18 protein-coding genes are annotated in these 22,401 nt (G+C 71.3%); 8 read left to right on the top strand and 10 right to left on the bottom strand.

All coding sequences use genetic code 11. The features are described 5' to 3' along the window. Positions 1–12: 12 nt before the first annotated feature. Positions 13–1,092 (bottom strand): inositol-3-phosphate synthase, encoded by a 1,080-nt coding sequence (locus AMK25_RS26750; RefSeq protein WP_013289364.1) that lies wholly within the window; start codon positions 1,090–1,092, stop codon positions 13–15. A gap of 23 nt (positions 1,093–1,115) precedes the next feature. Beyond that, entirely contained in the window at positions 1,116–1,754 is a 639-nt protein-coding gene (locus AMK25_RS26745; protein ID WP_073831144.1) for a PadR family transcriptional regulator, read from the bottom strand. A 174-nt stretch (positions 1,755–1,928) separates the two neighbouring features. On the opposite strand from AMK25_RS26745, the gene AMK25_RS26740 reads away from it, so the two are divergent. From AMK25_RS26740 to AMK25_RS26730, 3 genes are all read left to right on the top strand, one after another. Then, on the top strand, positions 1,929–2,375 hold the full coding sequence (locus AMK25_RS26740) for a DUF5318 domain-containing protein (protein WP_030499480.1): 447 nt from the start codon (positions 1,929–1,931) through the stop codon (positions 2,373–2,375). 194 nt (positions 2,376–2,569) lie between these two features. After that, positions 2,570–5,395 carry a transglycosylase domain-containing protein gene (locus AMK25_RS26735; protein ID WP_073831143.1) on the top strand — a complete coding sequence of 942 codons (2,826 nt, stop codon included), beginning with the start codon at positions 2,570–2,572 and terminating at the stop codon, positions 5,393–5,395. Between the two features lie 123 nt (positions 5,396–5,518). After that, on the top strand, positions 5,519–7,072 hold the full coding sequence (locus AMK25_RS26730; protein ID WP_073831142.1) for a glycosyltransferase family 87 protein: 1,554 nt from the start codon (positions 5,519–5,521) through the stop codon (positions 7,070–7,072). A 19-nt stretch (positions 7,073–7,091) separates the two neighbouring features. On the opposite strand, the gene AMK25_RS26725 is transcribed toward AMK25_RS26730, so the two are convergent. Together AMK25_RS26725 and AMK25_RS26720 are read right to left on the bottom strand one after the other, a co-directional pair. Further along, positions 7,092–9,077, bottom strand: coding sequence for an ABC transporter permease (locus tag AMK25_RS26725; RefSeq protein ID WP_073831186.1), 1,986 nt, complete (start codon positions 9,075–9,077; stop codon positions 7,092–7,094). Between the two features lie 344 nt (positions 9,078–9,421). Then, positions 9,422–10,204 carry a deoxyribonuclease IV gene (locus AMK25_RS26720; protein WP_073831141.1) on the bottom strand — a complete coding sequence of 261 codons (783 nt, stop codon included), beginning with the start codon at positions 10,202–10,204 and terminating at the stop codon, positions 9,422–9,424. Positions 10,205–10,844: 640 nt separating this feature from the next. Here AMK25_RS26720 and rpsF point away from each other — a divergent pair. The 4 genes from rpsF to rplI all read left to right on the top strand — a co-directional run bounded on the left by rpsF (position 10,845) and on the right by rplI (position 12,488). Beyond that, positions 10,845–11,135, top strand: coding sequence for a 30S ribosomal protein S6 (gene rpsF, locus AMK25_RS26715; protein WP_013289357.1), 291 nt, complete (start codon positions 10,845–10,847; stop codon positions 11,133–11,135). A gap of 80 nt (positions 11,136–11,215) precedes the next feature. Next, positions 11,216–11,746 carry a single-stranded DNA-binding protein gene (locus AMK25_RS26710; RefSeq protein WP_172967885.1) on the top strand — a complete coding sequence of 177 codons (531 nt, stop codon included), beginning with the start codon at positions 11,216–11,218 and terminating at the stop codon, positions 11,744–11,746. Positions 11,747–11,787: 41 nt separating this feature from the next. Continuing rightward, positions 11,788–12,027: a 30S ribosomal protein S18 gene (rpsR, locus tag AMK25_RS26705; protein ID WP_007073789.1), complete on the top strand. Its 240-nt coding sequence runs from the start codon at positions 11,788–11,790 to the stop codon at positions 12,025–12,027. Positions 12,028–12,041: 14 nt separating this feature from the next. Further along, complete coding sequence (gene rplI / locus AMK25_RS26700; RefSeq protein ID WP_073831140.1) at positions 12,042–12,488, top strand: 50S ribosomal protein L9; 447 nt, start codon at positions 12,042–12,044, stop codon at positions 12,486–12,488. A 101-nt stretch (positions 12,489–12,589) separates the two neighbouring features. On the opposite strand, the gene AMK25_RS32840 is transcribed toward rplI, so the two are convergent. Continuing rightward, the gene (locus AMK25_RS32840) at positions 12,590–13,447 is read right to left on the bottom strand and encodes a hypothetical protein (protein ID WP_241826500.1); all 858 of its coding nucleotides are present in this window, start codon (positions 13,445–13,447) and stop codon (positions 12,590–12,592) included. A 1,212-nt stretch (positions 13,448–14,659) separates the two neighbouring features. On the opposite strand from AMK25_RS32840, the gene dnaB reads away from it, so the two are divergent. Continuing rightward, entirely contained in the window at positions 14,660–16,063 is a 1,404-nt protein-coding gene (gene dnaB, locus AMK25_RS26690; protein ID WP_073831138.1) for a replicative DNA helicase, read from the top strand. A 6-nt stretch (positions 16,064–16,069) separates the two neighbouring features. On the opposite strand, the gene AMK25_RS26685 is transcribed toward dnaB, so the two are convergent. From AMK25_RS26685 to AMK25_RS26665, 5 genes are all read right to left on the bottom strand, one after another. Beyond that, positions 16,070–16,750, bottom strand: a complete 681-nt coding sequence (locus AMK25_RS26685; protein ID WP_073831185.1) for a maleylpyruvate isomerase N-terminal domain-containing protein — start codon at positions 16,748–16,750, stop codon at positions 16,070–16,072. A 107-nt stretch (positions 16,751–16,857) separates the two neighbouring features. Next, positions 16,858–17,253, bottom strand: a complete 396-nt coding sequence (locus tag AMK25_RS26680; RefSeq protein ID WP_073831137.1) for a TFIIB-type zinc ribbon-containing protein — start codon at positions 17,251–17,253, stop codon at positions 16,858–16,860. 23 nt (positions 17,254–17,276) lie between these two features. Then, on the bottom strand, positions 17,277–17,909 hold the full coding sequence (locus AMK25_RS26675) for a phosphoribosyltransferase (RefSeq protein WP_073831136.1): 633 nt from the start codon (positions 17,907–17,909) through the stop codon (positions 17,277–17,279). Further along, positions 17,906–19,249, bottom strand: a complete 1,344-nt coding sequence (locus AMK25_RS26670) for a glycosyltransferase 87 family protein (RefSeq protein WP_073831135.1) — start codon at positions 19,247–19,249, stop codon at positions 17,906–17,908. The genes AMK25_RS26675 and AMK25_RS26670 overlap by 4 nt, the downstream gene beginning before the upstream one ends. A gap of 40 nt (positions 19,250–19,289) precedes the next feature. Further along, positions 19,290–21,824 carry a putative bifunctional diguanylate cyclase/phosphodiesterase gene (locus tag AMK25_RS26665; protein WP_443189929.1) on the bottom strand — a complete coding sequence of 845 codons (2,535 nt, stop codon included), beginning with the start codon at positions 21,822–21,824 and terminating at the stop codon, positions 19,290–19,292. Positions 21,825–22,401 lie beyond the last annotated feature (577 nt).

Below are 22,401 nucleotides of genomic sequence, written 5' to 3'. Positions count from 1 at the left end.
CGTGTCAGCGCGTCAGCGCTCGATCTCGCCGGCGATGAACGCCTCGACGGCGGCGTGCGCGTCGTGGTCGGCGTACTGCTCCGGCGGGGACTTCATGAAGTACGAGGAGGCGGAGAGGATCGGGCCACCGATCTTCCGGTCCAGCGCGATCTTCGCGGCCCGGACGGCGTCGATGATGACACCGGCCGAGTTCGGCGAGTCCCACACCTCGAGCTTCAGCTCCGCGTTGAGCGGGGTGTCGCCGAAGGAGCGGCCCTCCAGGCGGATGTACGCCCACTTGCGGTCGTCCAGCCACGGCACGTGGTCGGACGGGCCGATGTGCACGTCGCTCTTGCTCATCTCGTGCGGGATCTGGGAGGTCACCGACTGGGTCTTCGAGATCTTCTTCGAGACCAGGCGGTTGCGCTCCAGCATGTTCATGAAGTCCATGTTGCCGCCGAAGTTGAGCTGGTACGTGCGCAGCAGCTCGACCCCGCGGTCCTCGAAGAGCTTCGCCAGGGCGCGGTGCACGATCGTGGCGCCGACCTGGCTCTTGATGTCGTCGCCGACGATCGGCAGGCCGGCGTCGGTGAACTTCTTCGCCCACTCCGGGTCGGAGGCGATGAAGACCGGCAGGGCGTTCACGAACGCGCAGCCGGCGTCGATCGCGGCCTGGGCGTAGAACTTGTCGGCCTCCTCGGAGCCCACCGGGAGGTAGGAGACGACCACGTCGACCTGGGCGTCGCGCAGCGCCTGCGCCACGTCGACCGGCTTGGCGTCCGACTCCTCGACGATCTCGCGGTAGTACTGGCCGAGACCGTCGAAGGTCGGGCCGCGCTGCACGGTGACGCCGGTCGGCGGCACGTCGCACAGCTTGATCGTGTTGTTCTCGCTGGCGACGATCGCCTCCGCGAGGTCCATGCCCACCTTCTTGGCGTCCACGTCGAACGCCGCGACGAACTTCACGTCGGATACGTGGTAGTCGCCGAAGGTGACGTGCATGAGACCCGGGACGCGGTCGTTCGGGTCGGCGTTCCGGTAGTACTCCACGCCCTGGACCAGGGACGAGGCGCAGTTACCCACACCGACGATGGCGACGCGGACGGAGCCCATAGCGTCTGCCTCCTTCTTCTTCATCACGGCCGCTCTGTCCTGGACGTTCCAGGCGTGGGCGGGCTGTCGTTGTCTCGTCGGCCGTCGGCCGACCCGGTTCGCGGGTCGGCCGGGGCCCGGCCGGAGCGCTCGTTGGCGATGAGCTCCTCCAGCCAGCGGACTTCGCGCTCACAGGCGTCGAGCCCGTGGCGTTGCAGTTCCAGGGTGTACGCGTCGAGTCGCTCGGCTGCCCGGCCGAGCACGTCACGAAGACCTTCGCGACGTTCCTCGATCTTGCGACGACGACCTTCCAGGATCCGGAGCCGGGTGGCCTGGTCGGTCCGGGCGAAGAACGCGAAGTGCACGCCGAAGCCCGTGTCGTCGTACGTCTCGGGTCCAGCCTGCGCTATCAGCTGGGCGAAGCGTTCCTTGCCCTCCGCGGTAATGGTGTAGACCACCCGACCACGTCGGCTGGTCAGCGCGGGAACCTCCTCGGCGGTCGCGGGTGTCTCAGCGGCTTCGGTGATCCATCCCGCCGCCTGCAACCGGCGCAGGGTCGGGTAGAGCGAGCCGTAGCTGATCGCCGCCCGGATGGCGCCGAGTTTGGCGGTCAGCTCCTTGCGCAGTTCGTAGCCGTGCATCGGCGCCTCCTGCAGGAGGCCGAGGATGGCGAGCTCGAGCACGGGCCATCCCCTCTTTCCCCCTGCGCGGAGCACTAACCACCGCGATGTATCGGACCGATACATCGCACGTTAGCGGAGACCGATGTACGGGGCAAACCCCCGCTTTGGCGACGCGATCATCACTGATCGTGACCATGGTCGCCTGGGTTCGCCGGAGCGCGTACCCTTTGCCGCATGCGTACGCAGCGCCAGGTCGTCGACTACTCGCTCCAGAAGCGGGCGGTGCTGCGTGAACTGCTCGCCGGGCGGATCGGCACGTACGACGTCTGCGACGCCTCGCCGTACCTGAAGAACGCTGCTCGCTTCCACGGCGAGCCGACCGATCACCGCTGCCCGATCTGCCGCAGCGAGAACCTGATCCACGTCCACTACATTTACGGTGACGAACTCAAGCAGTCGGCCGGCCAGGCGCGTACCCGGGCCGAGTTGCCCGTCCTGGCCATGACGCTGCGTGAGTTCCAGGTGTTCGTGGTGGAGGTCTGCCCCGGCTGCGACTGGAACCATCTCGTCGAGCAGTTCCTGCTCGGCCGGGACGGTCTCGTGGGCGAGGCGGAGGGCGCGGAGGATTCCGTCGCGGCCAACGGCTCCACCCCTCGGCGAAGGCGAGAGGCGCAACGGTGAACGTGGCTGTCCCGATCTCTGCCGGCCCATACCCCGGGTGGCGGGATCGACAGCCTTTAGGCGTAATTAGTCCGAATAGATCGGATTTGACGGGCAACCGCTGGCACGGCCGGCGGGTAACGTCCCGTGTTCCAGCTCACGGCAACCCGGTGGCGGCGCCCCCGCGCCCCACCGCGACCGGCAGGGTGTGAGGAATGAACTACGGCGATCCCAGTTCTTCGCGTGGGCGGGCCCAGATCCCGGGCCCGGACGGCGACCCCGGTTCCGACTGGAGCCGGGGCGGGAACGGTTGGTCCGGCTCCCCGGACGGCAGCGCCTCGGCGCGCGCCTCCGCGACACCGTACGGCTCGGGCGGCCGGGCCTCGGTCGGCGGCGCTGCTCCGGCGCCGCGCCCCGCGTCGGGCTCGGCCTCGGTGGGCCGGGCCGGCTCGGGCGGCCGGGCCTCGGTGCCCGTCTCGCCGGCGCCCGGCGCGACCGGGCGCGCGGGCGCCGGGCGGGCGTCGGTTCCGGTCTCCCCGGCCGCTCCGGCCGGACGGGCCGCGGTCGGCGCGGCGAGCGTGGGTGCGGCGAGCGTGGGCGGGCGCGCGAGCGTCGGCGCACGGGCGAGTGTCGGCGCGGCAGCGGTAGGCGGCCGCGCCCGGGTGCCCGGCCCCGCCGGCGGCGGTCCCGGTGGTCCCGGCGGCCCGCTCGGCCCCGGCCGGGCCGGTCGCGGCGAGGACCCGGCGCGCGCGAAGAAGCGCCGCCGGATCAACATGCTGATCGCCGGCTTCGCCGTGTTCATCATGCTCGCCGGCATCGGCGTGGTGAGCTTCACCTGGTACTCCACCAAGGTGGTGCTGCCGGAGGACACCATCCCGCCGCTGTCCACCACGATCTACGACTCGAGCGGCAAGGCCTTCGCGCGGATCGGTGACCAGAACCGCCAGCTCGTCACGATCGACCAGATTCCGGAGCACGTCCAGCACGCGGTGGCCGCGGCGGAGGACCGGAACTTCTACAAGCACTCCGGTGTGGACTACAAGGGCATCACCCGGGCCGCGTGGAACAACCTCACCGGCGGCGACAAGCAGGGCGCCTCGACCATCACCCAGCAGTACGCGCGCAACGCGTTCGACAACCTGAACCAGGACACGTACGGCCGCAAGGTGAAGGAGGCGGTCCTCGCCTCCAAGCTGAACGACAAGTACGACAAGCGCGTGATCATGCAGCACTACCTGAACGTCATCTACTTCGGCCGGGGCGCGTACGGCATCCAGGCGGCGTCGCTGACGTACTTCAACAAGAACGTCAAGGACCTGAACGTGGCCGAGGCCGCCGTGCTGGCCGCCCTGATCAAGCAGCCGGAGCCGAGCGCCACCCACAAGGGCTACGACCCGGCGATCAACGCGCAGGCCGCTGTCGACCGGTGGAACTACGTGATCAACGGCATGATCACGGAGAAGTGGCTGGACGCGCCGAACACGCCTCAGCACCCCACCGAGTACCCGAAGAACATCCAGAAGCCGTCGAAGAGCAGCGCTGGTGGCTACGGCATCGACACCCCGTACGGCAACGTCGTCAACTACGTCTCGCAGGAACTGCGCGAGATGAAGCTCTGCACCGACAACGAGGCCGAGGTGACCGAGAAGAAGCCGCTGTGCGCCAAGGCGCTGAGTCGCGGCGGCTACAAGATCACCACCACCATCAACCGGAAGATGCAGGAGGCGGCGCTCGACGCGGCCCAGCGGGCCAGGAAGGGCTCCGAACTCGCCGGCCAGCGGTCGAACCTGATGGCCGCCGTGGTGGCGATCGACCCGAAGACCGGGCGCGTGCTCGCCTACTACGGCGGCGACAACGGCACCGGCACCGACTACGCCGGGAAGAACGTCGACAACGGCGTGGTGAGCGGCGGCCACTCGCCGGGTTCGAGTTTCAAGATCTACACGCTCGCCGCGGCGCTCAAGGAAGGCATCTCGCTCAAGTCCCGGTGGAAGGGCTCGGCGTTCACCCCGAAGGGCACCAAGTTCAAGGTCAGCAACGCCGGCGCGGACAAGGTCTCCTGCGGTGACTCCTGCACGCTCGAACTGTCGACGCTCAAGTCGCTGAACGTGCCGTTCTACTACATCACCGAGAAGATCGGCCCGGACAAGGTGCTCGACATGGCCAAGCAGGCCGGCGTCACCACCATGTGGCAGACCGACACCAACCCGGCCAAGGCGCACGACCTGACCAAGGCCGACCCGAAGGACCTGGCGCCGTCGCCGTTCTTCCACGTCCTCGGTTACGGCCAGTACCCGATTACGGTGCTCGACCACGCCAACGGCGTCGCCACCTTCGCCAACCAGGGCATGTACCACAAGGCGCACTTCATCCGGAAGGTGGAGAAGCAGAACCCGGACACCGGTAAGTGGGACCTGGTCGGCGCGGAGAAGCTCAAGGGGCAGCAGCGGATCGAGAAGGACATCGTCGCCGACGTCACCTCCGTGCTGAAGCAGTACCCGGGCCAGATCAACAAGCGCCTCGACGAGGGCCGCCAGGTCGCCGAGAAGACCGGCACCTGGGAACTCGGCGACAAGACCACCCGCAACGGCGACGCCTGGATGATCGGCTACACGCCACAACTCGCCACCGCGGTCTGGGTCGGCAACGTCAAGGACCGCAAGCCGATCCAGTACAAGGACGGGCGGGACATCAGCGGTGCCCGGATGCCGGGTGACATCTTCCAGCGCTTCATGAACGACGCGCTCAAGGGCAAGGACAAGGAAGAGTTCCCGCCCGCGGCGAACGTCGGCAAGGACGACACCGGCAACGGCGAGATCCCGCCGCCGGCGAACGAGCCGGGCCAGCCGGGCGGGCCGGGCTGCGACCCACTGGGCCTGTTCTGCCCCGGCGGCACGCCCGGTGGAGGCACCCCCGGTGGTGGCGGCGACCAGGGCGGCACCCCCGGCGGGGGCGGGCTACCCGGTGGCGGCGGACGCCCCGGCGGTGGTGGCGGCGGTGGCGGGCTGCTACCGACCACACCACCGACACGACAGAACTGACGCGCACAACCCCACGGCGGCGGCCGGACCCGAACGGTCCGGCCGCCGCCGGCGTTTCGCGTACCGGAATTTCTCCGCGCGCGACGGGACGGCGACCCCCTGTGTACGGCAGGATGCCTCTCCATGAGCACCCAGTCGCCCGCAGGCATCGATGAGCTTGGCGCGTCCGAGGCTGCGCCACGATCAGAGACGGTGGACCATCCGTCCCGCTCGGACTGGTTCGTCCGCGGCGCCTCCGGTCTGATCGGCGGGCCGCTCGGCGACCACGCCGCCGCCCTGGACCGGCCGGCCGACCGCGAGAGCCGGTTCTGGAACGCCGGCCGGATCGTGCTGGCACTCGTCTGCCTGACGCTGGCCCTGCACTGGGTGCAGAAATCCCCCTGCCAGGACGGCGCCTGGCAGAACAACATCCAGTACACCCGCATGTGCTACACCGACGTGCTGGCGCTCTACTACGCCGAAGGGCTCAACGAGGGCAAGGTGCCCTACGCCGACCACCCGGTGGAGTACCCGGTGCTGACCGGCTACTTCATGGGCGCGCTCGGCCTGCCGGTGCACGCCCTCGGCGTCGACAACCCCGCCATCAACCAGGGGCAGTGGTTCTACAACCTCAACGCGCTGGTGCTCGGTGCGCTCGCCGTCGCCACCGTCGCGGTGATCCTCAGCCTGCGCCGCCGACGACCCTGGGACGCCGCGTTGTTCGCGCTCTCCCCGGCCCTGGTGCTCACCGCCACCGTCAACTGGGACCTGCTCGCCATCGGCCTGGCCTCGTTCGGCCTGCTGGCCTGGGCACGCGCCCGCCCCGACCGGTACGCGATGCTGCTGCCCGCGGTGGCGGGCGTCCTGATCGGACTCGGCGGCGCGGCCAAGATGTGGCCGCTGTTCCTCCTCGGCCCGATCCTGGTGCTGACGTTGCGGGCCGGGAAGCTGGCGGCCGGGCTCGTCGCCACGGCCACCGCGCTGGTGTCCCTTGTGGCGGTCAACCTGCCGGTGGCGATCCCCTACCGGGAGAACTGGGAACGCTTCTTCGACCTGAACACCACACGACCGATCGACTGGGGCACGCTCTGGTACATCGGCCGCTACCTGGACGGCCGGATCAGCCCGTCCGCACCCGGCGAACTCGGGCCGTTCGAATGGCTCAACGCCAACATCCCCACCCTCAACTGGGTGTCGTACCTGCTCTTCGGGCTGGCCTGCCTCGGCGTGGCCGGACTGGCGTTGCTGGCGCCGCGCCGGCCCCGGCTGGCCCAGCTCGCCTTCCTGGTCGTCGCCGCGTTCCTCATCTTCAGCAAGGTCTGGTCCCAGCAGTTCGTGCTCTGGCTGCTGCCGCTCGCGGTGCTCGCCCGGCCGCGCTGGGGCGCGTTCCTGGCCTGGCAGATCGCCGAGGTCGGCTACTTCGCCGCGTTCTACGGCGAACTGCTCGGCACGGCCATGTCCCGGCCCGTCTTCCCCGAGGGCGTCTTCGTGCTGGCGTCGAGCCTGCGCCTGATCACCGTGGCGGTGCTCTGCGGGTTCATCATCCGGGACATCGTGCGGCCCGAACTCGACGCGGTCCGGCAGACCTACGCCGACGACCCCGACGGCGGGGTGCTCGACGGCGCGCCCGACGCGCCCTGGCACCAGCGCTGGCGGGCCCGCGCCGTCGAACAGCCCGCCGAACCCGTGCCCGTCTGAGCGTCGGGAGCAGGTCGGCCTAGAGCCGGAACACGACCGCCTCGCCGACCTGCTCCCGGGCCACGCCCAGCGCGTCGACCGGCCGGTCCAGCATCCCCTCCCACGGGGTGCCCTCCAGCTCGTCGCGCAACACGACGACGTTCTTCACGCCGATCTGCCGCAGGTAGTCGACGCTCGCGTAGTCGGGGAAGCTGACAGTGGCCTCCCGGATCCGGGCCTGCGACCGTGGCGTGAAGCCGCTGCCGCCGTTGACCATCGGCTGGAACCGGTCGGTGGACCAGAGCATCACCGGCTGATCCAGGTTCTGGCTGCTCGGCAGCACGAGCATCGGCCCGTCCACGGTCCGCAGCGCCGCCGGCTGCCGCGGCACCACCGGCTGCGGCGTGGCGTTCAGCCCTTCCACCAGCACAAGCGCCAACGGCAGCAGCGTCGCCAACCGCAGCCACGGACCCGGCCACGGCGGCACCCGCTCAGCGGCCAGCTCACGTACCCGCATGCAGAACGCGGTGACCGCGCCGGCCGCGAGCAGGCCCAGCAGCAGGGTGGTCCAGAGCATCATCCGGCCCGGCGTCCGCAGCCCGCTCCAGCCCGGCAGGTAGTCGAAGAGCGGCACGTAGGTGAACCGGCCGCCGAAGAACCGGGTGCCCATCGCCAGCGCCATCGTCACCAGCACCCCGGCGAGCAGGAAGATCCGGTGCCGGACCCGCCACACCGAGAAGAACAGGCCCCCGGCGGCGAGCGCGTAGAGCACGAAGCCCGGCAGCAACGTCATCTCCGGATGCCAGGGCAGCACGGCCCGGGCGCCCTCGTGCAGACCACCCCAGATGCGGGACTCGGCCGGCGCGGTGAAGAACCCGCTCGCCGGCGGCGAGTAGAGGCCGATGTCGCCGATCGTGCGCTCCGCGTTCGGGTGCAGCTCGGCGACCCGGAAATAGGGCCCCGCGAGCGCCGCGCCGACCGCCGCGAAGACGAGCCCGCCCAGTACGTCGGCCAGGACCAGCCGCCAGCCGAACGGACGCTTCACCCGGCGCCGCCGCACGAACCACAGCACCACCGAGACCAGGACCACTCCGGCCAGCATGTACGCGAACGGCAGCCCGATGCCGAAACCGAGGCTGAGCTGCCACGCGGCCACCAGCCAGCCGGCGAACGCCCACCCCGCGTGCCGGCGGCGCGGCCGGTACCCGTACCGCAGTGACCATCCGTGACCCCGGGCCAGCATCGCCAGCGCCAACGGGATGCCGCCGTTGGAGAGGATGTGCAGGTGGCCGGCCTGGGCCAGCAGCCACGGCGCGTAGGCGAAGCTCGCCCCGGCCACCGCGCCGCCGATCCGGCCCGCGCCGAGCTGCCGGGCCAGCGCGTACGCACCGAACGCGGCGAGCGCGTGCGCCAGCACGAACATGATGTTGTAGCGCAGCACGGCGTGCTCCGGGCCGACCCCGATCAGGCCGGCCGGGGCGTACCCGAGGAGCGTGTCGGAGAACGCGAAGCTCCAGTTCTCCGGATAGAACGTGTTCGAGTGCCACAGCTGCGCGGGATTCGTCCGCAGGATGTGCCCGGACCAGGCCATCTGCCACGCCTGCAGGCTCGGGTCCCAGTAGTCCTGCGGCAGCGTGTGCCACGGGTAGCGCAGCGTGGGCCAGGTCATCGCCGCCGCCAGCGCCAGCGCGGCGACGACGGCGAGCGTCCACTCGTGCACCAGGAACCGGCCCACCGCGCGGACGGCCCGGCGGGGGCGGCCGAGCACCGGCTCGGGTGCCGGACCGAACGCGGACCACGGGTCGGCCGGTTTGTCGCCGCCCGTACCGTCTTTCTTCGCGGCGTCGCTCTTCTCTGCGGCGTCGTCCTTCTTCCCGGCGTCGCTCTTCTCTACGGCGTCGTCCTTCTTCGCGGCGTCGCCGTTCTCCGTGGTGTCGTCCTTCTGGGCGGCGTCCGCTCTGTCCCGGGCCCCGGCCTTCGCCACGGTGACGCGGTCTTCCCCGGCGTCGCCGTTCCTCCCGGTCACGTCCCGCGCCTCGTCCTCGTTCCCGGTTTCGGCGCTGGCCCCCGCCTTGCCGGCGGGCCCCACCTTGCCGGCGGCGCTCGTCTTGTCGGCGGTGCTCGCCGCGCCTGCCGCCTTCGCCGTGCCGGTGCGGCGAGCCTTGCGGGTCCGCTTCGCCGTGCCGGCACCCGTCGCAGTGCCTGCGGCGTCGTCCTCACCGGATTTGTCCGCGCCGGACGCGCGCTCGTCGGGCGAGCCGTTCCCGGGCCGGACCCCGGCCGTGTCGTCCGGCCCGTTCTTCGCGCCGCTCCCGTCCGCCCGGGTCTCGGCGCCGGACCGGCGGCCGGTCGTGCCGGACTTCTCGGCGGTCACTCCGCCGCGCCCAACTGCCCGCGCAGGAACGCGATGTCGGCGGCCTGGCCCTCGACGCCGCCGGGAGTCTCCACGATCACCGGCGCGCCGGCCGCGCGGATCACCGCCACCAGCAGCTCCGGGTCGATGGTGCCACCGGTGAGGTTGTCGTGCCGGTCCTGGCCGGAGTTGAAGGCGCCCTTCGAGTTGTTCGCGTGGATCAGGTCGATCCGGCCAGTGATCGCCTTCACCCGGTCGACCAGGCCCAGTAGCTCCTCGCCGCCCGCGTGGGCGTGGCAGGTGTCGAGGCAGAAGCCGACCTCGTGCTCGCCGAGCGCGTCCCAGAGCCGGGCCAGCGAGTCGAGGTGCCGGGCACAGGCGTTCTCACCGCCGGCGGTGTTCTCGATCAGCACCGGCAGCGGGAACCCGCCGGACTCCGCCGCGTACGCGAAGGTCTTGCGCCAGTTGTCGAAGCCGACGGCGACGTCCTGGCCGGCGTTGACGTGGCCGCCGTGCACGATCAGGCCCTTGGCGCCGACGGCCGCCGCGGCGGTGGCGTGGGCGAGCAGCAGCTTGCGGCTGGGAATGCGGATCCGGTTGTTGAGCGTGGCCACGTTGATCACGTACGGCGCGTGCACGTAGAGGTCGACGTCGGCGGCGCGCAGGCGCTCGGCGTCCTCACGCGGCTTCGGGGCCTTCCAGCCCTGCGGGTCAGCCAGGAAGAACTGCACCGCCTCGGCCTGCCGGGCGGCCGCCTCGGCCAGCGGGTCGGTCGGATCGACGTGGGCTCCGATTCGCATGCAGGGCAGCCTACGTCGCGCCTGCGACGGTCGCCGCGCTCGCCGGAGGCGCCCGGCGGGTCGGAGGCGTCACCACCCGGCCCGGCGGTCGTTGTCCGAGGTGGGATCGATGGTCGACGCTCCGCCCGCACGTGGTCCACAGCACGTACTGGTGAAGGGGTCGACACCCGGTAACGGGACGCCCCGGCGTGCGGCCCGGCACGACGGGGCGGGATCCACTCGTCATCCGGCACCGCCGATCGAGAGTCCGGACTAAATCCTCCATTTGCCTCAAGTGGTGACGAGAGCCATTGTATGGTCAGCGCAGGTGACAACACCATAAAGCTCCGCGGGGCGTCTTCGATCCAACCTCATCGGTGTGGTCGTTCCTCCCCAGGTCCCACCCAAGGAATGCGGACGGGACGCCCCGCGGCCCCGTGGACAGGGGTCCGCCTGCCGGCTCGCGAGGCCGCAGGTGGGCCCCTGTCACCGCGTCCGGGGCGCGCGGGTCGGCCGGTCCGGCCATGATCGTCCGCACCGGCTATCCTGGTCCGGTTGCCCGTGTCCAGCCGGGTTCCCCCGGAACCGGTCACGGCAACGACGCACGACCTCCTGCCACGGAAGGACCGTGGCCGCTTAGCCCACAGGAGGTGAGCACGTCTTGCGTCATTACGAAGTCATGGTGATCCTCGACCCCAGCCTCGAGGAACGCACCGTCGCCCCGTCGCTCGACACGTACCTGAACGTGATCCGGACCGCGGGTGGCTCGGTGGAGAAGACCGACGTGTGGGGCCGCCGGCGCCTCGCGTACGAGATCAACAAGAAGGCCGAGGGCATCTACGCCGTCATCGACCTCCAGGCGACGCCGGAGGCCGTTGGCGAGCTGGACCGTCAGCTCCGACTCAACGAGTCGGTGCTGCGCACCAAGGTCATCCGTCCGGAGATGCGCTGAGCATCTAGTCCCGGCACGTCCGGATCAAGCCTCATCCACGCTGTCGTACGGCTCTGAGAGCCTGTACGGCACAAAGATGAGTGCGCGAGGAGATGGTCATGGCAGGAGACACCACCATCACGGTCATCGGCAACCTGACCGATGACCCCGAGTTGCGTTTCACCCCCTCCGGCGCGGCGGTCGCCAAGTTCCGGGTCGCTTCGACGCCCCGCTTCATGGACAAGGCCTCCGGCGAGTGGAAGGACGGCGAGCCGCTGTTCCTCTCGTGCACGGTCTGGCGCCAGGCCGCCGAGAACGTCGCCGAGTCGCTGCAGCGTGGCGCTCGGGTGATCGTGTCCGGCCGGCTGCGTCAGCGGTCGTACGAGACCCGTGAGGGCGAGAAGCGCACCGTCATCGAGCTGGAGGTCGACGAGATCGGCCCGTCCCTGCGCTACGCCACGGCGAAGGTGCAGAAGATGTCCCGCTCCGGTGGCGGTGGCGGCGGCTTCGGTGGTGGTGGCGGCCAGGGTGGCGGCGGAGGCAACTTCGACGACCCCTGGGCCTCTGCTGCCCCCGCCCCCTCCCGCGGTGGTTCGGGCGGCGGAAACTTCGACGAGGAGCCCCCGTTCTGATGGCGCCGAGCGCCCGCGATCGCAAACCAGGAGCAAGAGCAATGGCGAAGGCTGCGGCACTGCGCAAGCCGAAGAAGAAGGTGAACCCGCTCGACAAGGACGGGATCACCTATATCGATTACAAGGACACCGCGCTGCTGCGCAAGTTCATCTCCGATCGCGGCAAGATCCGCGCTCGACGGGTGACCGGCGTGACCTCGCAGCAGCAGCGGCAGATCGCCCGTGCGGTCAAGAACGCCCGTGAGATGGCGCTCCTGCCGTACACGGCCACGGCCCGCTGAGGGGAGGCACGGACATGAAGATCATCCTTACTCAGGAGGTGTCCGGCCTCGGCTCTCCGGGCGACATCGTCGAGGTGAAGGACGGCTTCGGCCGTAACTACCTGCTGCCGCAGGGCTTCGCGATCGCCTGGACCAAGGGTGCGGAGAAGCAGGTCACGGTCATCAAGCGGGCCCGCTCGGCCCGCGAGATCCGCGACCTGGGCCACGCCACCGAGGTCAAGACCCAGGTCGAGAGCCTGAAGGTCAACCTGAAGGCCCGCGCCGGCGACGGCGGCCGGCTCTTCGGCTCGGTCACCCCGGCTGAGATCGTCGACGCCGTCAAGGCCGCCGGCGGTCCGACGCTGGACCGCCGCCGGCTGGAGCTGCCCGGCCACATCAAGGCGCTCGGCTCCTACCCGGTCAGCATCCGGCTGCACCCCGAGGTGACCGCCAAGTTCGACCTGAACGTGGTCAAGGGCTGACACCCGTAGCACGACGCGAAGGGCCCGCACCGGACACCGGTGCGGGCCCTTCCGCATCTGCGTCACCACGACCCCGGCGGCAGCCCCGGTCTCGCCGGATCTCAGCCGAGCGGGTTACCCGTCACCGCGCTGATCACCACCGTGGACAGGCCACCGCCCACCACGGCCGCCGCCAGCGCCACCGTCGCCGACCGCCAGGTCGTCCCGACCTGCCGTAGCAGCACGGCCACCACCAGGCTGCTCACCAGCGCCAAGCCGAAGCGCGGGGCCGCCGAAACCAGCGAATCCAGGGCATGCGTACGCGGCGAGTCGCAACCGCCACCGGTGATGTCGGTGACGCAACCCGCCGGAGGCTGACCGCTCAGGAACAGCAGGCCGACGACGACCAGCACGGCCGGAACCAGGTAGCACGCCACCGTGTAGACGAGCGGCCGCAGCGGTCCACCCGGATCCGGGTCCAGCAGGTCGTCTTCCAGTCGCCGGCCCCACGAGCCGCCACCGATCGTCTCCACCCGCTGCCGCAGCGTCGGCCCGGCCGGCGCCACCGGCCGGCCGCGAGGCACGGCACGCGGACGCGGAGCGGAGTACGCCACCGCCGGCGACCTCGGCGCCGACGTCGGCGTCTCCATCCACCGCGGATCGTCCCCGGCCAGCCGGGTACCCGACCAGAACGCCTCGGCCCGCTCCGGTGACGCCCAGCCCTCCCGTACCGGCGGGGCAGTACGGTCCCACGGGTCGACGCCGTCGCGCACAGGCTCCAGATAGCCGGTGTCGGTGAACCGGTCCCACTCGCCCGTGTGCTCCGTACGGTCCCAGCCGCTCTCCGCCTGCTGCCAGCCGCCACCGGGCGCCGACCTGTCCCAGGCGTGCACGCCCGACGCGTCCCACGGGTCGACCGCGGGCGGTGGCTCCGGGGGCTCGCGATCGGCCGCCCGACGCCGCTGCCAGGGATCCGCCACCGGCCGGGACCGGTCCGAACCCGACGGGGCCCCCGACCGCGACCAGGTCGACTCCGAAGCCGGCGACGGTGACCGGCCCGACGACGCCGACGACGACCAACGCGGCTCCGGCGCCGCCGACGCCGGCCAGTCGGCATCCGACGTCGCCGGCCGGGACCGGTCCGAGCCCGACACCGCCGACCGCGACCAGGCGGAGTCCGACGCCACCGGCGGCGGCCAGGAAGAACCCGACGCCGATCGACGCCGCCGGCCCGCCCGCCCGCTGTCCCGCGCCGCTTCCTCGTCGCCCGGACCCGCCGAATCCGGCAGCCCGGACCAGGTCACCTGCGGACGTCGGGTCGCCGCGCGGCGGGGACGACTACGGGGCGACATTCCCGACACCGGCTCGTCGTCCGAGTCGGCACGCCTGTTTCCCACGTACCCCCGCTCCTGGGGGGCGTCCATCGTCCACTCAGCCGTGTGGTCCGACAACGGACCCGCGCCGATCGCCCGCTGCTCACGCCGGCGGCGATCCGCCTCCGTGCGCCAGACACCCTCGGAGGACGGCGTCTCGACCTCGATCTCGTCGTCGTCGGGCGCCGCGTGCCGCCCGCCACCGTCCGCGCGACTCACCCCGGACTCCAGAGCCCAGCGGGGAAGGTAGGTGTCCACGGGCTCGTCCTGGCCGCGCTCGATCGCCCGCCGCCGACTCGGCGTGCGGTAGCTCTCCGGCGCGTACGAGTCGACCCGGCGCGGCCCGGCGGGCTCATCCCAGGAACCGCTCGGCCGTCGCTCGCGCGGGCTGTCCTCCCCGCTTCCCCAGTCCCGGTGTCTCACGGCCGGAGCGTGACCTCTCTCAACCCGAAAGTAAACCCGCTGTCCCAGGTGTCGCCGTTCGCAGCGATAGTACGGGACGAACGACGACAAAGCTCGGCCGGAAATCTTCCGTCCACAGGGTGGGGACAGGAAAAGGCCAGGTCAGAGGCGATACGCCCGGAATTCCCCATCACTTTTCCACACCCTGTGCACACCCTGCGCACATGCCGGTCCCCAGGCGTCCACAGGTTGTCCCGAGGCTCATCCACCGGCCTTGTTGAGTCGCTGACCTCGGGTTCCGTATCGTGGTCCCCCGACCGCCGGACGATGACCCCCGATCGACCGGAGGGGTCGGCGGAAGTTGTCACACCCCAGCGATAGAGCTGGACTCGATCCGACGCAGCAAGGGGGGCACCCGTGTCGGTCACCGACGAGACGCGTGCGGAACGGACCGGGGGACAACCGTCCGAGCCGCCGCCGCGCGATACGGCGTTCGAGAAGACACCGCCGCAGGACGTGGCCGCCGAGCAGTGCGTACTCGGCGGCATGCTGCTCTCCAAGGACGCCATCGCGGACGTCGTGGAGATCCTGAAGACCAACGACTTCTACCGCCCCGTCCACGCCACCATCTTCGACGCGATCCTCGACATCTACGGGCGCGGCGAACCCGCCGACCCGATCACGGTGGCCGCCGCGCTCGCCGACTCCGGCGACCTCGCCCGCATCGGCGGCGCGCCCTACCTGCACACGCTCATCGCCAGCGTGCCCACCGCCGCGAACGCCGCCTACTACGCCCGCATCGTCGGCGAACGAGCGGTGCTCCGCCGCCTGGTCGAGGCCGGCACCCGGATCGTGCAGCTCGGCTACGGCACCGGCCAGGGCGGCAGCCGCGACGTGGACGACATCGTCGACCTCGCCCAGCAGGCCGTCTACGAGATCACCGAGAAGCGCGTCAGCGAGGACTTCGCGGTCCTGGCCGACATGCTGCAGCCGACGCTCGACGAGATCGAGGCGGTCGGCGCCCAGGGCGGCATGATGACCGGTGTGCCGACCGGCTTCACCGACCTGGACCGGCTGCTCAACGGCCTGCACGCCGGCCAACTTATTATTGTTGCAGGCAGGCCTGGTCTTGGAAAGTCAACGGCGTCTATGGATTTTGCCCGAAATGCGGCTATCCGCGCCAACCAGGCGGCGGCGATCTTCTCGCTGGAAATGAGCAAGGTCGAGATCGTCATGCGACTGCTCTCGGCCGAGGCGCGCGTACCGCTGCACGTGCTGCGCAGCGGGCAGCTCTCCGACGACGACTGGACCAAGCTGGCCCGCTGCATGGGCGAGATCAGCGAGGCGCCGCTGTTCGTCGACGACACACCGAGCATGAACCTCATGGAGATCCGGGCGAAGGCGCGGCGGCTCAAGCAGAAGCACGATCTGAAGTTGATCGTGGTCGACTATCTCCAGCTGATGACCTCACCGAAACGCACCGAGAGCCGGCAGCAGGAGGTCGCGGACCTGTCCCGTGGCCTGAAGCTGCTGGCCAAGGAGGTTGAGTGCCCGGTGATCGCGGTGAGTCAGCTGAACCGTGGCCCGGAGCAGCGTACCGACAAGCGGCCGCAATTGTCCGACTTGCGTGAATCTGGGTCGATTGAGCAAGATGCGGACGTTGTCATCCTTTTGCACCGCGACGACTACTACGACAAGGAGTCGCCGCGCGCGGGCGAGGCGGACTTCATCATCGCCAAGCACAGGAATGGGCCGACCGACACGGTGACGGTTGCGGCGCAGCTGCACCTGTCGCGCTTCGTGGACATGGCCATCGTCTGAGCGGCGTCAGCCGAGCAGCGGGAACCAGCCGGCGGCCTCGCCCAACTCCAGCCGGTCCCGGTCGGTCAGCGGCACGCGGCCGGCGGCCTTCAGCAGGTACTCGTGGTCGTCCCAGCCGGTCGGCCGTACCGCCTCGTCGCTGAGCAGGCCGTCCATCGTGGTCACCGCGACCCGCGTCGGGTCCGCCGCCGGCAGCGGCGCGTCCGGCAGGTCCACCACCAGGTCGAGGTGGTGGATGACCGCCTCGGTGGTCAGGGTGGCGAGCAGATGGGGTACGCGCAGCACGTGGCCCTGGGTGCTCACGTATCCGTCGGGGTCGGCTGCGGTGGCCGCGCGGACGGCGGCGGGCGCGGTGTCGGACCAGAGCTGGACCACACCTGAGGGCCGGTCGAAGGCGACGGCGGAGCGGCGCGCCCACCAGGCGTGCCGTGCACTCGCGTCGTCGTCGGCGGGGGTGAACGCGCGCCAGTAGCTGACGTCGTCCACGTCGGCCGGTCCGGGTGCGGGGCTGGCCAGGGCGACGAGCGCGCGCTGGGCGTCGCAGAGCACGTGGAAGAGCAGGTCGGCGACGAGCCAGCCGCGGCACCGGGTGGGCCGTTGCAGGCCGGCGTCGTCGAGCGGGGTGACCACGGCGGTGATGCCGTCGTACGCCTGGGCCAGCGCCTCGTGCTGCCGGATCGGGCTCATGTCCTGCAGCCTGCCACGGCGCGCCGCGCCCGGCAGGGTGAAGGAGCAGGACGTCGGGCACGCCGGGTCGATGCGGTGCACCGGCCCGGCGTGGGCGTCGGCGTCGGTCAGTCGAACAGTTCGCCGAGGAAGCCGTGCTTCTTCTTCCGGCGGTAGTGGCCGTGGTAGCCGTAGTGCTGCTGCTGGCTGTGGCCGTACGCGGGCTGCGCGTAGCCGTGGCCGGGCGGCGGCGGAGGAGGGGGCGGGGGGACGGCGCCGTAGCCGGGCTGGTGCGGCGCGGCGGCGGGCGGGGGCGGCGGGGGCGGCGGGTAGCCGGCGCCGGAGGGCGCGGCCTGCCGGGCGCCGCCGTGCTGCTGGTTCCAGTTGGCCTCGGCATCGAACAGTTTTTCCAGCTCGCCGCGGTCGAGGAAGATGCCCCGGCATTCGCCGCACTGGTCGATGACTACTCCGCTGCGCTCGTACTGGCGCATTTCTCCGCGGCACTTGGGACAGGTCATCTGCATGACAACGACGGTACCGGGTGTTTTCACGCAGTGGCGGCCAGCGCCTGCGTCACCTCGTCGTCGGAGACCTCGTGGAAGTCCTCGTAGTACGCGCCGACGGCGGCGAAGTCGGGCGGGAGTTGGCAGCTCACGACCGTGTCGGCTTCGGACGCGAGCATCTCGTACGCCTGCTCGGAGCCGACCGGGACGGCGACCAGGACGCGGGCGGCGCCGAGGTGGCGGGCGACCTGGACGGCGGCGCGTGCGGTGGCGCCGGTGGCGAGTCCGTCGTCCACGACGACGGCGGTGCGTCCGGTGAGGTCCAGCGGCGGGCGGCCGCCGCGGTAGCGCTGCTCACGACGTTCCAGTTCGGCCTGTTCGCGGCGGCGGACCTGGGCGCGGTCGTTCTCGCTGATCCGGCCGGCGACCATCTCGTTGAGGACCTGCACGCCGCCGGGGCCGAGCGCGCCGTACGCGACCTCGGGCGCCCAGGGCACGCCGAGCTTGCGGACGACGAGCACGTCGAGGGGCGCGCCGAGCCGGTCGGCGATCACCTGGGCGACGGGTACGCCGCCGCGGACCAGGCCGAGCACGATGACGTCGGGTCGGCCGGCGAGGTCGGTCAGGCGCTCGGCGAGCGCCCGTCCCGCCTCGGCCCGGTCGCGGTAGGTGGTCATCCCTCAGGTGTACGCCTTCCGGCCGGGTCGCGCGGGGCGGTTGCCGGGAATGCCGTCGGGTCCGCTGGTCGGGTGAGCGCCAGTGCCGGGGCGAGCACGAGCAGCGCGGCCGGGTAGAGCAGGTAGCCGAAGCGGGTGGAGGGCATGAGGAGGATCGCGGCGAGCAGCCCGTACCCGCAGATGATCGTGGTGGTGGCGGCGGTGCGGGGCGGGTGGCGCAGCAGCCGGACGGCGATCGCGAGTCCGGCGGCGACGAGCAGCGCGGCGGCGATCGCCCGGCCGGCCGGGAGCGTCTCGGCGATCAGGTGCCCGGGGAAGGGCGACTGGGCGGGACTGGTCACCATGCCGTGGCCGAGGGGGAAGCGCAGGACGTTCTCGACGAGGGCGTCGCGGTCGACGAGCAGTACCGGGACCAGCGCGAGGACGGGTAGGCCGAGGGCGCCGAGGGCGGTGCGCAGGGTGGCGCGGCGGGTGGCGGCCCAGAAGAGCAGGACGAGGGCGATCGGCCAGGCGAAGAGTTTCAGCGCGCCGGCGGCGCCGATCGCGAGACCGGCGCGGCCGGGGTGTCCGGCGGCGGCGAGCGCGAGGGCGAGCAGGCAGAGCGCGAGTACGGGCAGGTCGTCGCCGCCGGTGGCGAGGGTGAGCGCGCAGATGGGCAGGACGGTGGCGGCCTGGACGGCGCGCAGCACGGCGGCGTCGCGGCGGGGCGCGGTGGGGCCACCGGCGGCGCGCAGCGTGGCGACGAGGGCGATCACTGTGAGCGCGGTGACCACGGCGAACCAGATGCGGGCGTCGGTCCACCAGGCGTCCACCGCGGCCCGGGGCAGCCCGAACAGCGCCATGCCGGGCTGGTAGGGGGTGTAGCCGAGGAGTTGCTCGCCGGGGGGCAGCGCGGCGATGGAGTCGGGGCCGAGGTAGGGGGTGCCGTGCTCGGCGAGGCGGGTGCCGGCGTTCTCCACGACGATCACCTCCTCCTGGGCGCGGTCGGTGCGTCCGCCGGCCCGTTCGAGGCTCTGCGTGACGATCGGCAGCAGCGCGGTGGTGGCCCAGGTGATTCCGGTGACCGTCCAGCGTGCGGGCAGCGCGGCCAGGGGTCTGCCGGCGGCGCGGCGGCGGGCGAGCAGTTGCGCGGTCGCCGCGAGGGTGGCGAGCGCGTACCCGATGGTGGCGACGGCGCCCCAGGCGCGGTGCGGCGGCAGCGTGGAGGTGGCGGCGGTGATCGCGGCGAAGACGGTGGCGGTGGCGTAGAGGCCCAGGTCGAGGGCGAGGCCACCGGCTGCGGTGTCGAGTGCCGACCAGCGGCGGGAGACGGGGGTCGCGGGGTCGGCGTGGGCGGTCACGCGGGCCAGTCTGGCAGACCGGCGCGGTGGTCCCGCGGGGTCAGTGTTGCCGGGAGTCTCCGGCGGCGGACGGGTTCGGGCGGGTGCGGGCACCGCCGGCGCGGCGTCCGGGGAGGCGAATCACGGCGCCCGCGTCGTGCAGTGCGGGTGCGAGCGCGCCGGTCCGGCCGCCGTGGCCGCGTTGGAGGCTGGCGAGCAGCGCGGCGGCGGGCAGTGGCCGGGCGAACAGGTGGCCCTGGCCGGCGGCGCAGCCGAGTTCCCAGAGGGCGCGGCGCTGGGGTTCGCTCTCGACGCCCTCGGCGACGACTGTGAGGTTGAGGCTGCGGCCGAGGTCGAGGGTGGAGCGGATGACGGCGGCGGCCTCGGGCGCGGTCTCCATGGCGGTGACGAAGCTGCGGTCGATCTTCAGTTCGTGCACGGGGATGCGGGAGAGCAGGGAGAGCGACGAGTATCCGGTGCCGAAGTCGTCGAGCGCCAGGCGGACGCCGGAGTCGCGCAGCCGGCTGAGGACGCGGTCGACCACGTCGAGCTGGCTGAGCGTGAGCGTCTCGGTCAGTTCCAGCACGAGCCGGTCCGGTGGGAGGTCGTGGGCGCGCAGCCGGGCCAGCACCGCGCCGGGGAAACGGGCGTCGAGCAGGCTGCGGGGGGACACGTTGACCGAGACGGGCAGGTCGAAGCCGGCGTCGCGCCAGGAGCCGGCGGCGATGAGCGCCTGGTCGAGGATCGCCTCGGCGAACGCGGGCAGCAGTCCGGAGCGTTCCACCGCTTCGAGGAAGCGCAGCGGGTCGATGAGCCCGTGGGTGGGGTGGTGCCAGCGGGCCAGGGCCTCCGCGCCGATCACCTCGCCGCTGCCGAGGTCGACGATGGGCTGGAAGTTGACTGTGAATTCGTGGTCGGCGACGGCGCGGGGCAGTTCACCGCCGAGGGTGAGCCGGCTCAGGTCGGCGGTGTCGCGGGCGGGCGCGTAGGTGGCGAGGCGTTGGCCGGCGCGTTTGGCCTGGTACATGGCCACGTCGGCGCGGCGCAGCAACTCGGGCATCCCGCCGGTGGCGGGGGCGACGGCGATGCCGCCGCTGGCCTCCACGCTGATCCGCATGCCGTCCACGTCGAGCGGATCGTGCAGGGCGTTGAGCAGGGCCTCGGCGCGGTGGGAGGCGACGGCCGGGGCGGGCAGGCCGCGCAGCAGCACGGCGAACTCGTCCCCGCCGAGCCGGGCGACCAGGTCGTCGGGGCGGGCCGCGTGGCGCAGCCGCTCGGCGACCTGGATCAGCACCCGGTCACCGGCGCCGTGGCCGAGGGTGTCGTTCACTTCCTTGAAGTGGTTGAGGTCGATCAGCACCAGCGCGGTGACGCCGTCGGCGTGGCGGGTGGTGAGCTGGGCGCTGCCCTCGTCCAGCAGGTGCCGCCGGTTGGACAGGCCGGTGAGGGCGTCGTGGGTGGCGGCGTAGGCGTGGTCCTGGGCGATTCGGGCGAGTTCGGCGTACGCCTGGGCGTTGCGGACCGCGGTGCACAGGGCGGAGGCGAAGGTACGCAGGGTGTACTGCTCCCGCTCGGAGAGCTCGACCGGACCGGTGAACCGCAGCCGCAGCACGCCGAGGTCGTCGGTGCGGTTGTGGCCTTCCAGCGCGACCGGCATGACCCGGCCGTCGATGTCGCTGGGCCGGGGCGACGTTCCGTCGTACGCGATGCCTGCGGCGTTGCCGCGGACGGTGCGTCCGCCCTCGCGCAGTTCGATCTCGATCTCGTCGGCGGAGAAGAGTTCGCTGGCTTCGGTCACGGCGGTGGTCAGCACCTGGTCGAGGTCTACCACGTTGAGCGCGTCGGTGGCGCGGGCGAGTCGTTGCCACGCCTGCTGTTCGGTGCGGGTCCGGATCCGACTGGAGTAGGCCAGGTGGAGGCTGAGCACCAGTGCCGGTACGGCGGGCAGCAGCCGGGGGTCGACCCGCAGGATGAGGACGGTGCAGGCGGCCACCAGGAACCGCAGGCCGAAGCCGGCGATGCGGAGGTCGAGGTCGTCGCGGAACTGCCGGAGGACGGGCGTGCGGGAGGCGAGCGCGATGACCGGGATCGCGAGGACGTCGTCGAGGATCGCGGCCACCAGGTAGACGAATCCCAGCAGCACGACGATGCCGAGCGGCTCGCGGGGTGGCCAGGCGCTGCCCAGGGCCAGCGCGGCGAGCGTGGCTCCGCCGGCCACCAGGGTGTGCTTCGCGATGGCGAATGCCACCTTGATGGGGGCGAGGCGGGTCACCGATCCGCATGCCACCCCGATCCCGGTGGCCAGGATGACCCACGAGGGTGGAGCGACGGCGAGGCCGATGACGATCGCGGTCTCGACCCAGGCGAAGTAGAACGTGGTCGAGCGGATCCGTAGGCGTGTCTTGATGACGGTGGCCAGCGTCACCGTCAGCACGAGGGCTGTGACGGTGACGAAGTCACGTGCGGAGTCAGGGTGTTGCGTGCGGGCGGAGAAGATCGCGGTGAGGGCGACGATCGTCGCCCCCGCGACCAACGTGTAGACGATCCCGCGCAGGCGCGAGTCGACAGCCGTTCGGCTTTCCGTCGCTCGGCTCAACCGGAGTCACCCGCCGCTCACCGTCGGTATGCGATGAGCGGCAGCCTACCGCTTCGCCCGTGGCCGGGAAACTCAGGAAACTCATCCCCATTCGGTGCTGCGCATTGTGCTGCCCCCTTCGGATTCGCTACGGGGCGGAATCGCGGTGGACCGAAGCCGTTACTTCGGTCTGATTTCGCGAATTGCCCGCCGGTCGTCCTGTGCCTTCTTGGCGCCTATGGGCGCCGTACTGCCTGAAGGCAGATTAGGGGATATCCGACTGGTTCGAAAGAATTAATGTCGGTATGCGCAATATAAGTAAGTATCGCCGATTAAATGACGTTCTGTCCACGGGCGGTGTGCGGAGCGGAGCCGATCGTCTCCTTCACGTACCCGCGCAGTCGCTCAGCGCCATCAGATTGGCCGAGGTGGGCTTACGTCGCCTGTAGCGTCGTCGCGGCGGCGAAACATTACAACCGTGCTTTGGGCGGCTTCTGCGGTCGGGTCGGATGAGGACCGGAGGGGCCCTTGGCGAGGGCATCGGCTTTGTGGCAAATCGATTACGCCGCAGCCTGGCGCGGGCAAGAGCCGACTGAGG

The organism is Micromonospora sp. TSRI0369 (genome assembly GCF_001905625.1).
GTDB lineage: Bacteria > Actinomycetota > Actinomycetes > Mycobacteriales > Micromonosporaceae > Micromonospora > Micromonospora echinospora_A.
The sequence above is the reverse complement of the archived record's forward strand: the minus strand, read 5'-3'. Positions and strand labels throughout refer to the sequence as shown.

Coding starts and splice junctions, on each gene's coding strand:
- AMK25_RS26750 (WP_013289364.1), bottom strand. CDS start 1,092: ATGGGCTCCGTCCGCGTCGCCATCGTCGGTGTGGGTAACTGCGCCTCG.
- AMK25_RS26740 (WP_030499480.1), top strand. CDS start 1,929: ATGCGTACGCAGCGCCAGGTCGTCGACTACTCGCTCCAGAAGCGGGCG.
- AMK25_RS26735 (WP_073831143.1), top strand. CDS start 2,570: ATGAACTACGGCGATCCCAGTTCTTCGCGTGGGCGGGCCCAGATCCCG.
- AMK25_RS26730 (WP_073831142.1), top strand. CDS start 5,519: ATGAGCACCCAGTCGCCCGCAGGCATCGATGAGCTTGGCGCGTCCGAG.
- AMK25_RS26720 (WP_073831141.1), bottom strand. CDS start 10,204: ATGCGAATCGGAGCCCACGTCGATCCGACCGACCCGCTGGCCGAGGCG.
- rpsR (WP_007073789.1), top strand. CDS start 11,788: ATGGCGAAGGCTGCGGCACTGCGCAAGCCGAAGAAGAAGGTGAACCCG.
- rplI (WP_073831140.1), top strand. CDS start 12,042: ATGAAGATCATCCTTACTCAGGAGGTGTCCGGCCTCGGCTCTCCGGGC.
- AMK25_RS26685 (WP_073831185.1), bottom strand. CDS start 16,750: ATGAGCCCGATCCGGCAGCACGAGGCGCTGGCCCAGGCGTACGACGGC.
- AMK25_RS26680 (WP_073831137.1), bottom strand. CDS start 17,253: ATGCAGATGACCTGTCCCAAGTGCCGCGGAGAAATGCGCCAGTACGAG.
- AMK25_RS26675 (WP_073831136.1), bottom strand. CDS start 17,909: ATGACCACCTACCGCGACCGGGCCGAGGCGGGACGGGCGCTCGCCGAG.